13 protein-coding genes are annotated in these 12520 nt (G+C 37.3%); 1 reads left to right on the forward strand and 12 read right to left on the reverse strand.

Going from position 1 to position 12520, the window contains the following annotated elements; all coding sequences use genetic code 11:
* Positions 1-12: 12 nt before the first annotated feature.
* The 9 genes from VEIT17_RS07940 to VEIT17_RS07985 all read right to left on the reverse strand — a co-directional run bounded on the left by VEIT17_RS07940 (position 13) and on the right by VEIT17_RS07985 (position 7801).
* Entirely contained in the window at positions 13-234 is a 222-nt protein-coding gene (locus VEIT17_RS07940) for a hypothetical protein (RefSeq protein WP_001009056.1), read from the reverse strand.
* A gap of 42 nt (positions 235-276) precedes the next feature.
* Positions 277-1482, reverse strand: coding sequence for a MobT family relaxase (mobT, locus tag VEIT17_RS07945; RefSeq protein WP_000398284.1), 1206 nt, complete (start codon positions 1480-1482; stop codon positions 277-279).
* Between the two features lie 177 nt (positions 1483-1659).
* Positions 1660-3045 (reverse strand): FtsK/SpoIIIE domain-containing protein, encoded by a 1386-nt coding sequence (locus VEIT17_RS07955; RefSeq protein WP_178885526.1) that lies wholly within the window; start codon positions 3043-3045, stop codon positions 1660-1662.
* 28 nt (positions 3046-3073) lie between these two features.
* A complete protein-coding gene (locus VEIT17_RS07960; protein WP_000985015.1) occupies positions 3074-3460 on the reverse strand; it encodes a YdcP family protein in 387 nt (128 codons plus the stop codon).
* A gap of 15 nt (positions 3461-3475) precedes the next feature.
* Positions 3476-3790: a YdcP family protein gene (locus VEIT17_RS07965; protein WP_000420682.1), complete on the reverse strand. Its 315-nt coding sequence runs from the start codon at positions 3788-3790 to the stop codon at positions 3476-3478.
* Between the two features lie 459 nt (positions 3791-4249).
* A complete protein-coding gene (gene dcm, locus VEIT17_RS07970; protein WP_178885528.1) occupies positions 4250-5545 on the reverse strand; it encodes a DNA (cytosine-5-)-methyltransferase in 1296 nt (431 codons plus the stop codon).
* An 81-nt stretch (positions 5546-5626) separates the two neighbouring features.
* Positions 5627-6058, reverse strand: a complete 432-nt coding sequence (locus VEIT17_RS07975) for a hypothetical protein (RefSeq protein ID WP_178885530.1) — start codon at positions 6056-6058, stop codon at positions 5627-5629.
* Positions 6059-6171: 113 nt separating this feature from the next.
* On the reverse strand, positions 6172-6408 hold the full coding sequence (locus VEIT17_RS07980; RefSeq protein ID WP_178885532.1) for a hypothetical protein: 237 nt from the start codon (positions 6406-6408) through the stop codon (positions 6172-6174).
* Positions 6409-6418: 10 nt separating this feature from the next.
* The gene (locus tag VEIT17_RS07985; protein ID WP_178885534.1) at positions 6419-7801 is read right to left on the reverse strand and encodes a Sau3AI family type II restriction endonuclease; all 1383 of its coding nucleotides are present in this window, start codon (positions 7799-7801) and stop codon (positions 6419-6421) included.
* A gap of 277 nt (positions 7802-8078) precedes the next feature.
* Here VEIT17_RS07985 and VEIT17_RS07990 point away from each other — a divergent pair, with 277 nt between their 5' ends.
* Positions 8079-9014: a YiiG family protein gene (locus tag VEIT17_RS07990; RefSeq protein WP_129823431.1), complete on the forward strand. Its 936-nt coding sequence runs from the start codon at positions 8079-8081 to the stop codon at positions 9012-9014.
* Positions 9015-9120: 106 nt separating this feature from the next.
* Here the strand turns inward: VEIT17_RS07990 and VEIT17_RS07995 are convergent, their stop codons facing one another.
* The 3 genes from VEIT17_RS07995 to VEIT17_RS08005 form a co-directional block, all read right to left on the reverse strand.
* Positions 9121-10674 carry an ABC transporter substrate-binding protein gene (locus VEIT17_RS07995; protein WP_178885536.1) on the reverse strand — a complete coding sequence of 518 codons (1554 nt, stop codon included), beginning with the start codon at positions 10672-10674 and terminating at the stop codon, positions 9121-9123.
* A gap of 241 nt (positions 10675-10915) precedes the next feature.
* Positions 10916-11728: an ABC transporter ATP-binding protein gene (locus VEIT17_RS08000; RefSeq protein ID WP_156719994.1), complete on the reverse strand. Its 813-nt coding sequence runs from the start codon at positions 11726-11728 to the stop codon at positions 10916-10918.
* Positions 11721-12518 carry an ABC transporter ATP-binding protein gene (locus tag VEIT17_RS08005; RefSeq protein WP_005385379.1) on the reverse strand — a complete coding sequence of 266 codons (798 nt, stop codon included), beginning with the start codon at positions 12516-12518 and terminating at the stop codon, positions 11721-11723. Before VEIT17_RS08005 ends, VEIT17_RS08000 begins: the two co-directional genes overlap by 8 nt.
* Positions 12519-12520: the final 2 nt, after the last annotated feature.

A 12520-nucleotide genomic window follows, 5' to 3' on the forward strand; every position in this document is an offset into this window, starting at 1 on the left:
GAACGGTTTTATTTAAGCACCAATAATGCGATTGAATAGCTCTAGTAAAATGTCTTTTACTCCAGCAGCGTTGAAGACTAAGCCAACCGCAATAATCGCAATAATTAAAAAGCCAATCAGTTTGCTAAACTCACGCTTGAAGCCAAGATACAAGCCAATCACAACGATTGCTAAAAGCACCAGTGATTGAGCGTTTGATAGAAACCAGTTATAAAGGTTTTGTCCAAAATTCATAAAAATGTTCTCCTCTCTATATTCAATGAATTTGTATTTGAGTTATTTTTTTGTTGTTATCACGTCCTGTTCTTTTACTGACTGTTGCTTCAAAATCTGCTTGTGTCGGTCTGTCAGTTTCGCATGGTCGAGAATGTCTTTTACAACCTGCGTCTGGTTGATTTCATCAAGTTTAATCGCAACCTTTAAGGTCGGGGCAACTTGATGAGATAGCCAGTTCAGCGTCCTTTGGAAGGAGTAAGGCTCTGGTTTTGTGGTTAGTTTTAATCGTTCACGATTGTTCCCAATAAACCAAGCCCATTCTTCATTCAGTTTCCAATCAGAACGAGGTTTGGAATCGTCTTTATCTACAAAACGGATATACCGATTGATAATTTTAAAGGCGGTATGCTCTGGATTGTCATAGACGAGTAAATCACGGACTGCATAATAGGCACGCTCATTTTTCAATCGAATCTCAAAACGGTTTTTTACTTCTGCGTCTTCAATGGGAATATCATTTTTCTTGTACTGCTCGTAGTCCTTTTCATAGATACAGAAATAAACTTCACTTTGTAATGAACCGATATAGAGGGTGTTTCCCATACATTCCTTTTCCTCTTTGCGTACCAGTTCGCCACTGCGATAGCTTTTAAAACTGCGGAAGACGGAGATACATTCTTCCTGTTGGCACTTTTCAGTGAGTACAGGGATATTCAAAATCCCTGTCTTATCGTTAATGGCAAGGTCAAGGCGTTTCATCACACCGCCAGCCACCAAAACGTCCATAAAGAACTCATACCAGCTTCTTTGTTGTGCCAGAAGATAGCTTTCAAATTGTCTGCACCCACGACCTTTCAATTCCACCAGAACTCCTTTGTCCAGTTCATGGGAGCAAAGGACGAATATGTCGCCTAAAGCATAATGCTCTGAATAAGAATAGAAACCATAGTCCTCATGAAGAAAATAGGACAGTTTCAGTTGTAAGATGTTTTCGACCACCTGCTGTACGTCTGTTGTCGGAAAGCGAATCCTTACATAATCAAACAGCATTTCAAGGGGAGCGTCGGGATTGAAGCGTTCCAGAGCTTCCCAAAGGGACTGCTGTAAATCCTCTGATGGCTTGACTTTTCCTGTTTCAATATCGCTTAGATACTGCCTTGTAATACCAGTCGCAACAGCTAAACGGTTTTGAGATAGTCCATAAGCCAAGCGTTTTTCTTTTAAATGCTGTAACCAAGTTTGTTCATTCAGTAAAAATCCCTCCAATCAAAAAGGCGTATGTCAACTTTTAAAGCCCATTTGACATACGCTGAAATTTTGTAAATCCCTTGTAACCAAAGGATTTTCTAATGTTTTTTTGACTGTTTCCTGTCGATTTGTACCCCCCTGTTAGATACGGGGGGTTAAGTGCTGGCGTGGCTATTGCCACACCAGCCAGCAAGATCAGTCCACACCTGCGACTTCCGCTTCGCACGTCGCCTGCGTGGACTGTCTGCTGTTGGATAACTTTTTAATTTCCTCCAAGAAATCATATCCTTTTGGTACAAGGGGAGTATAAAACTCTGATATGACACTTGTTCCTACATCAACATAGCCACGACCTTTGATTCGCTTTAAGAAGAAATCCTTTTGTACGTCACTGCCAAACATCATGCCATAGCCCATTTCAGACATACGACCTAAAGCCACTCTGAAATTAAACTGATCACGGATTCCGTCGCCTAAATATTTTGCGTCTGGACGTTGACAAGCCAGTATTAGAAAGAAGCCAGCTTGACGACCTAACATGACAATCTGTTTCAGCTTATTCATAACTGCGGTGTTTTCTTTTGTTCCCAGCATTTCCATGAAAGCGACGTATTCATCAAAGATTAAGAAGTGTGCCGGGAGACCTAAGTAAGCATAATTTTTGCTAGTCTTATAGTTCTTCATCTGCTTCATTTCCTCACTACGTTTCATCATTTCTTCATAGAATGTTTCAATGCAAGAAAGCAAGTCTTCTTTTCTATAGTAGACATTTGCCATCACAGAACCTAAGTCCGCAAGGTCAGCATTTTTCGGGTCAAGAATATACAGTTTTGAATCTGTATGAAGCAAGGCTTCAATCAGTGTCAGTATAAAGTAAGTTTTACCGCCACCTGTACCACCAGCAATCAACATATGAGGGAGCTTATCATATTCCCACCATACGTTTTTCATTAAGCGAAGTTTACCATCTTTAGCTTCTACTTCATCAATAGAAATACGACTGGCTATGGTGTCATAGAGCAAAGTATATTCCACATAGGAATCCTTTAACTCTTTATCCGTCAGCTCACAGTACAAGCCACTCTCTAATTTCTTTTCCAAGTGTAAGAGTTGGTCTTGATATTTTCCCAGCGTGATTTCCACCCGTATCTGTATCAAGCCATTTTTAAGTCGATAATACATTTTAGGGAAGTAGGTTATCTTTTCCTTTGTACGACCAGCACTATCTTTAAAGAAACCCTCTGTTTTGACCTGTTCAGATTCATACCACTTGTTTTCAAGTATCATCTTTGCCAGTTTTTGACGGTGGTAAAGTTGTTTAACCGTATCATAGCGAACCCGTTTGAATACAAACGCTACCAGCAAGCAGATAAGAATTGCGACACTGAAACTGATAATTAAATAGGGAATGTCAATCTTATCTGCTTGTGATAGGTTAAAATCCTGCCAGTTGATCTGCTGGATTGTCTTCACATGAAACAGTCCGACAACCAGCAGGAAAACAGGCAGGAGTGACGCTATCGTAAAATGAAAGACTAAATCTTTACCAGATGGGCGAATCCTTTTACCACGCTGTTTCATGCGAAAAAGTCTCCTTTCTACCTAGCGACTATTTGTCTTGTGTCGGTTCTTTCTTTGCTTGTGGTTGAGCTTTGAATGAACTAGAATCCTTTGTCAGCACAATATCGTCTGCCTTGATATACCAGTCAACATCTGCTCCTTGATAGGTGGCAGTAGCAACGGTGTCCGCAATGGGATTGATAAGTTCCACCCGTGCGTTATAATCAAACTCTTTCAAAGGCACGCTGGCAGGAATACTTACTTGAATCATGCGTCCTTGTCCTTTGGATTTTAAGTCATAGGTACGTTCCTTGATTTCATCTGAAACCGACCCGTCTTCATTTTGGATTCTCACTTCACGACGTAGAGCAGAGAATTTCAATTCTCCAAAAGTCGTGTCTTTATCTAATACAATGCCATTTGCTAATCTCATCATTTTTCCTCTCTTTCTTTATTCTTTTATCATGTCGTCAGCATGTAAAAGGTAATTTGTAAAACCACGAGTGCCGATTTTGTAGCCCTCTGCGGTAATACGTGGATTGACTAACTTCACACGTTCCTCAAAGCCGAAATGTTTTTCGCCAGCTTCAGCAGGAAGCACCACCACAATATCATCTGCTCTTTGAACATCAGAATAGAGATTATAGCTTCTTGATAAGACAGTTAGCCGTCCGTTGATTCTTCGCTGAACGACTTTATCCTCGCCAGCAAATTCTAAATTGCCGAATGTTTTTTCCATGTTGGGAATCACAAATTTAAGTTCCATATTTTTACCTATCCTTTCTTTTTTATTGGCTGAATGAATGTTTGATGGTCTTAAAGAGTGGGGAACGACCTTTTGATTCTTGATTTTTTGTTTTCATAAGTTCACTTCCTTTCAAAATCGGGTAAAAAAATAGACACCTCATTTTTTGAAGTGTCTACCTATTAAATATTCAAATTTTATTGGAAGTATCTTTATATCTTCACTTTTCAAGGATAAATCGTCGTATCAAAGCTCATTCATAAGTAGTAAATTAGTAGTAAATTGAGTGGTTTTGACCTTGATAAAGTGTGATAAGTCCAGTTTTTATGCGGATAACTAGATTTTTATGCTATTTTTCTTTGAAAAAAGCCTCTATCATAGATAGAGACTTTTTTTGTAATTAAAAGATAACTTTATAATATTGTTTGAATGCCCTTACTGAAAATACTAAAAAAAGAGCTCTATATTAGAGCTCCTTTTTTAGATAGCATCAATTTTTTGAAGCTCATCACCTATACGTTTAACAATGCCTGTCACAAGTGCATTTCCCATAAAGAACATACGCATACGATCAGATACCTCTACTACTTCACCTTTTGCATTACGTTTATAACGAGTCCAGTCATCAGGGAAATCTTGTAGACGCTCAGCTTCGATTGGGGTAATAAGTCGATATTTACCATCAATTTTCAAAAGATGTGTAGATCGATTAACACTACCTTCAGAGGTAAGCATTGTGCGACCTGGTAGTTCAAGAGAATCATATTCACTCATACCACCTTCAGAGAATGTATAAGTATGTCCATTTGCTGCAGTCCGAGTAATTTTCTTAGGTCCACGAAGATATTTAAACTTCTCTAATTTTTCGCCATCAACATAATAATCTTCTGGTACTTGATTTTCTTTAACCACAATCTTTTTCATTGGGATTGGTTCTTCATCCCCTTTTGGTTCAGTTTCAATCGTATAATAGTACCCATTAGTCATAAGACCAGAGTTCCACATTTTACCATCAGAGAAGTTAGCTGATACTTCTGCAATATCTTCATCAAGCTTATTAGCATTAATACGTTTTTTTACAGCTTCATTCTTAACTGGGAATTGACGACCAAAGAGACCATCTTCAAAAATATATGGTGCATAACAATCTAAACGAGCATTTAAGTCAGCATCATTAGACAGGGTAGCTTCATATTTAGTATGTAATCGTTCTCCCCACTTTGTATCATTTCTAAATACAAAGAAGAATACACGACGTCTACGTTGAGCACGACCATAATCAGCGGCATTAATAACACGCCATTCCACAGAATAACCTAATTGATTGAAAGCAGCTAACATAATCGCAAAGTCACGACCACGTTGATTGGAAGGAGCCTTCAATAAACGGTCAACATTTTCTAAAACCAAATACTTAGGTCTAATTACCTCAGTAGCACGGATAATTTCCCAGAAAAGAACCCCTTTTTTACCTTCAATACCTAACTCATTCTTTTTGCTTCTTGCAACAGAATAGTCTTGGCATGGAAATCCACCAACAATCATATCTACACCATTGGCTTTCATTTCCTCAAACTTTTCATTAGGAATTAAGGCTACATCTGTTGAGATATGTTCTATATCAGGAAATCTATATAAACCTACTTCATAGGCATCTTGAGTCTTACGAGATGGCTCATATTGGTTTGAATATAGCGTTTGAAAAACCTCTTTAGAGGAATTTTCTAAACCTACTATAAAACCTCCAACACCATCAAACATGGAAAATATTTTCATTACTTTACCCCTTAATCAATCACCTTCATAGATCACTATTATAGCAGAAATCCCTAAAAATTTTAAGATCAAATTTACATATCATTTTTTCCGTATGCAATTATTCGGTGTAATAATCCAGCAACTCTTAGCTAACTCTTTCAATATCTTTTTGTTTACCACAATATTTAAAGGTTGCTCGGCCTTTCTACTTATATCAGTTAAATACCACTTCATTATTGGTGATTTAATCTGCTTCGACATAAAATTTTCCATTGAATATTCATTTAAATGTAAATCTACATTAGAAATCGTTTTTTCAATAGCTACTTGTTGTAAATTTTTAGCTAACATAAATTCTCTCTGCTTACTAGCAATTTGTCGGAATCTAGTTAAGCAACTATCACCACTTGCATAATATAATATGGTGTCTAATATGTCTTTTTTAGCTAAAACAATAATTTCTAGTTGAAGAATATCTTCGCACCTTAACCATTTCATTTTAGTGTCAGGTTTAACCCATAACCAAATCAAGAGATAGTCCTCGGTCTTTCTATATTTTGAATTAGTTAACCAACCCTCAGTTAAGACTCCATCCCTATTTAGATAAGAAATTTCAAATGCAAAGGTTGGTAGCGCTGTTTCAGCTAAATCATTTTTGCATAATCTAGTGCGGCCTTCTCATCAATATGAACCGCTACATCTCGTAAGGTAATAATTATTGTATCAACACCCTCATGTTGTAAATTTGAATCTGTAATATGACGAAAGGCTTTAATAATATTTTTATCAACAATTTTTTGATAGAAATACTTCCTTAAGAATTCATTTATAACTTTCTCTGCATTAAAATCATTTCTGAAATTTGACGTATTATTAGCCATGACTTCCTCATTACAGTTCTTTTACAATCTCTGCTATATATTCTCTATTTAACCAATAGCATTGTTTTGTTATACGTTGTCCATCTGGTAGTTCTACTTGATCCTTTCCATCTCTAGCCTTAGGTCGAATATGACAAATACCATTAAAGCTAGCACCTGGTAAATTATTTGACACACCATTACGTACAGGAGTAAGTTGAACCCCTTCTTCCAAAATAGCTTTTGTTGTTTTCCAAAGTTCTTTGAGCTCATGCTCAATTACAACCTCTGGCATATTCCACAGCATAATTCCTTTTAAGTAAGGTTCTCTATTTTTATTTTCCTTCTCAGTCTCATCATACTGAAATACTACAAATAGATATTTTGTATACTCAAATTTTTCATAAAGCTGAGAGTCTTCCCATGCATCGTTAAGCCAACGATGAAAGTCTATTTGTTCAAAGGACATGTGTTCCTTTGGAATTCCAGTAGGCTCAAGCCGTATCGTTTTAAACTTAATATTTGCTTTACTAAACTCTCTAAGTGATTCTAACTTGGTCCCTTTTACACCCAAAACTGCACTAATAAGATTGGCATTAAAAGCCTTATTTTTAGTTACTGGAATATCTACGAGTTTTGCAATTTCAGATACTCGTTTACCAATATATGGAGCGAATCGTTCTTGTAATAATTGTAATGTAGTCTTACTTTTAAGTTCATCAACATTAAATAGTGATGGTATTAATTGTCTATCAATAACACGGCGAGCAAAGGCAGACATGTAAGAACTTTTAAGAGAAAAGGCACGTTGTTTAGCTGGTATATTAGAAAATGGTTGTTTTCTTATGGACTTAGCATTAGCCCCTTTAGTACAGGCAGCCAAATACATCGTATCTCCCTCCGAAATATTATGGGCCTCACCAGCTTTAATCTTATCTATAATAGTTTGCCAATCCTGTTTTATAATTTCTAAATCCACAGGATCAAAATTATGTAAAACCGACTTTATGATAGGAAAATCCTTTTTATCTATTTCATCTTTATATAAGTAGAAAATAATTAGTAACTTCTTATTTTTTTGCCAAAATGATGATTCTTCAAAAGAGTCTTTATAATCCTCTTCATAGTTAATAATATTTAAAACTAACCGTTCTTTTGCAGAGAAGTCATTCTTTTTATTTTCTTTTATAGCAGTAACTTTTAGCTCCAAACCTAAATCAACAAAGTCTGCTTCTGCTCTGCTATTAACAGCCATTTTAAATAAGCCTTCTTCTAAAACCTGACCAATACCGCCCTTGTTTCCCCTACTATCCAGGCGATTATTTATATCAAACTCACCAACCGTTTTACCCTCTGCAGATTCAGCTATATCTAATACTTCTTCAATGGAGTTATAAACCTTATCCGTGCTCATTAGAATCCCCTCCAATCATATATATGTAAATTATATCAAAGGTATTAAGAAATATACTAATTTAACTTTCACAGAGTATATTCATCTATAAATAGCGAATTATAAATATTAATATATGTTCACATCGAATAATTTCATCTATTCCTTATGATTCTCCGCTCTACACGTCTTTTTTGGGACGTAAGTTTATGATATAATATAACTAATTACTCTTAGGGGCGTAGTCCGCCCAAACGGATCCAAAAAGAGTTAGTGTGTTTTCAAGGAGCGTGCGCAGTTGAAAAAGGGGTACATCAAGTTAATAGCAGCCGTTATACTTGGCGTCGCTATTATCGGTGGTGGGATCTACGGGGTGTATACACTCTTGTCATCCAATACAACGACAATTTTATATCGATCAACCGTTGACGACAAGATCAACGCTATCCGACCTTATATCGTCGCATTAGACTCATATAACGCGTACAGTGTAGCCTATGCAAATCAATTACAACCAACTCTTGAAGAGTTACGTAATGGGTCCCATAACACGACGATTACATTACCTAAATACAAAGATCTTAAAACAGCATTAGAGGCTGCAAAGCAAGATAGCCCTACTCCATACGAAGATGTAAACCAATCAACTAATGATGTATTAGCAGTACTAGATCAATTGATTCCTGTTGCGGATCAATTGCAAGCCTACTATGTAGAACGTCGTTTTGAAAAAGATAATTTCAAAGGTAGCGATGAGTTAGCAGCACAGTATGTACCTCTAGCTGAACAATTCTACGCTACATACAATGCTTTAGATTTAGCCTTAGATAATCGTAATAATGAGCTCTATACAGAACGCATGACTGAATATCAAGGTGAAAAACGTGAAAATGCAGTTAACTTTATCGAGTTAAATCTCATGACTGCCCAAACAATCGATCTTATCGATCCAGATGGAAATACAGATACCCAAAAGGTTGAAGCAAACTTGCAACAAATCACGCAACGCATCAACAAGTTACAACCTGGTACAACATCAGAAACGCAAAACGCAGTTCGCGAGTATCAAGATTCTGTAAAAGAATTTGTCGCAGAGGCTCGCAACTATATCATCATCAATTCTTCCTACGGCGAAGCATATACACAACTATTTATTAAATATAACAAAATGGTTGGCAAAGCAAATGTCGTGAATATGGCAGAACTTGATGCAACAGAGCAAAAGAAAAAATAACTAACTACAAAAAGAGGACTAGCCGTGGCTAGTCCTCTTTTGCTATGTCGACAACTACGTTAAATTATATTAACAAGTTTCATCACTATAGGTTTATATAATAAAATTATTTCCGTTTTAAGTCTTTCGTAATGATATAGTATTCAGATGGAGATATCTTAATACCATCGATATTGTTATTCCCTACAATATTAATCTTAGGATATCCAAGGAAGAGTGCTATCGAATCATCTAGCATCAATTGTTGTGCATTGATCAACGCATTACGACGCACTAATGGATCGTTGGCACTTTCACCAAGATCTAACAATTCATCGAAACGTGGATTGGAGAATCCAGAACCATTTGCCTCAGCACCGGTCCCCCAGTATTGTTTCAAGAACCATACAGGTTGGCCAGTATTAGCAGTAACTACACTAGAGATGAGCATATCGTAATCCCCAGATTGCGCCAATGTATCAATCACAGCATAGTCTATGATTTTGATTTGTAAATCTACACCGATTTTTTTGTAGTCCGCTTGTAATGCCTCTGCATATAATGGCAATTCAGGACGAGATGTATAGGCATAGAAATCAAGCACTAGGTTTTCACCATCTTTATCTACAATCCCATCACCATTTGTATCAATATAACCTTCACGTTTAAGTAATTCTTTAGCACGTTCAACATTATATTTATTAGGATCCCGCAATTGATTGAATCCATAATCAATGGACGGTGGCAATGGAGCCTTACCGGCAATAAAGGTATCCTTCATAAGGTTCTTTGCATAGGACTCACGATTCGCTCCGGCAATGAGGGCCGCTCGAAGATTAGCATTCTTAAGCTTGCCTTTTTGGCTCATCCGAACGAATACATCACGTAAAGATGATTCTTCATAAATAGTAAATTTCTTATCGTTTTGGAAGATACCATATTCGCCAGGTCCAATGCTAACGGCCATATCTACATCACCCGCTTGCAATGCCATAGCTCGTGTATTGGCATCGTTAATAGATGGAATTTCAACCTTACCGAAGCCTGGCTTGCCATCCCAATAGTTATCATTCCGTGCTAGCTCAGCACGCTCTTTTGTAAATGATGTCACTACATAAGGACCAGTACCAATAGGACCTTCCTTCGCAATATCACGACCATTTGCCTCAGCAGTTACATCCATAATCAAGAATAATGGATCTCCCAACAAGTTTGGCAAATTATAATAAGGCTTATCGGTCTTAATTGTGAACTCTTGACCATTAGCCGTCATTTCAGTGTAATTAAAGAATGTTTTTGCCCGTTTACTCTTCGCAAAGGTTCGTTCCAAAGACGCCTTTACGGCCTCGGCAGTAAGAGCATTACCGTTAGAGAACTTAACCTTATCGTTGATGGTGAAAGTCCAAGTCAGCTTATCATCACTTTGTTTCCAAGAAGATGCTAACCAGGGTTTAGCATTCATGTGATCATCAAATTTTATGAGTGTTTCCCCTACACCATATCGTACAACAGCCCAACTAAAATAGTTTTCTGTTGGTTCTAATGTACCCGCAAAGCTAATAGCCCCTACCTTTAATACATCATTAGATGAATCGGATGATTGATTCATGCATCCTACAGTACCAAGGACCGTAACCCCCAGCATCATACCAATCAGTAACGCCTTACGTAATCCTTTCATTCACACACCTAACCTTTCTCTATATGTATATGTATATCATTTCATATGAGCATATTTAATCATACCCATATGGGTATATTGCTTAGTCAACTATACTATATATTTAATGTTAACACAATCATTTTTGAGGAAATTTTCGATATATTTATGTAGAAGCAAAAATTATCCGCATAATAAATAATAGATAATATAAAAATAGCAGTTAACCAAATGGCTAACTGCTATTTTATATAATCAAAATTTATGCTTTCCCAGCTTCTTCTAAAGTAAGTGGCTTATGATCTTTACCAATTTCAAAGATAGAACTCAATAGAACCTTTGTATAAGGATGTTTTGCATCTGCTAAATGGAATGCATCTAGCTCTTCAACGATAGCACCTTTATACATAACCACTACCTTATGACACATGGTACGAATGAACGCAATATCATGAGCGATAAATAGATATGTTAAATTTTTCTTCTTTTGTAAACGCGCTAGTAAATAGGCGATGGAGTCTTGTACAGACACGTCTAGAGCACTTGTTGCCTCATCTAGAACAAGAATTTCTGGTTCTAGTACAATGGCACGAGCAATAGCTACACGTTGACGTTGACCACCAGACATTTCATGAGGATAACGATGCATGAACTCGCGAGGTAGGTCTACCATTTCAAGATAGTCACCTGCGATTTGTTCTTCTTTTCCTTTTTCAAGAAGCCCAAAATTGTATAACGGTTCAAGGATAATATCCTTTACCTTCATACGCGGATTGAAAGCTGCAGATGGATCTTGGAATACCATCTGAATTTTCTTGCGGTATTCTTTCGTTTGCTCAGAGTTCATATGTTGAATCTCTACACCATCTACATAAATCTCGCCTTCTGTGATAGGCAGCATCTTCATGATCATACGAACCAAAGTTGTTTTACCAGAGCCAGACTCCCCTACAATCCCAAGGGACTCGCCTTTTTCTAAGGTGATATTAATACTCTTACACGCTTCGAGCTCACCACCAGTAGGAAGTGGGAATCGTTTACATACATTTTTTAATTCTACAGCGTAGTTAGTCAATGTAACGACCTCCTTCCAATGTTGGTACAGCATCTTTTAATTGCTTCGTATATTCATTAGATGGGTTTTCCAAAATATCTTGCGGTGTGCCAGCATCAACAACACGACCCTTTTTCATAACAATGATATAGTCGGACATATAGGCCGCTACACCAAGGTTATGCGTAACCATTACGATAGCAGAATTATGCTCTTTAGCAAGTTCTAGCATTTGCATAACAACTTGTGATTGTGTTGTTACATCTAAAGCAGATGTAGGTTCATCACCAATTAATAACGCAGGATCCAGCGCTAATGCCATAGCAATGCCCACACGTTGGCGTTGACCGCCGGATAACTCATGTGGATAACGGCGCAATATATCTGCCCCATTAGGGAGAGAAACAGATTCTAATAACTCAATTGCTCGTCGATCACATTCATCATTGGTAATTTCTATATGAGATTTAAATAATTCTCTAAACTGTTTACCAATGCGAACTATTGGGTCTAAAGCACTACCACTATCTTGGAAAATCATGGCCATGTCTTTACCACGTATAGCTCTCCATTCAGACTTAGATAGGGTGCGAAGGTCTTGACCATTAAAGAGCATTGTACCATCTGTGACCTCACCACCTATAGGCAATAAACCCATGAGGGCCCGGATCACGGTAGTTTTACCGGATCCAGATTCCCCTACAATGGTCAATACCTTACCGCGTTCCAAGGTAAAGTTTACATCCATAACAGCAGGCACACCTTGGTACGCGATGTTAAGGTTCTCTACAGTTAGTATGTTTTCTGCCATTA

The sequence above is a fragment of the Veillonella nakazawae genome (assembly GCF_013393365.1).
GTDB lineage: Bacteria > Bacillota > Negativicutes > Veillonellales > Veillonellaceae > Veillonella > Veillonella nakazawae.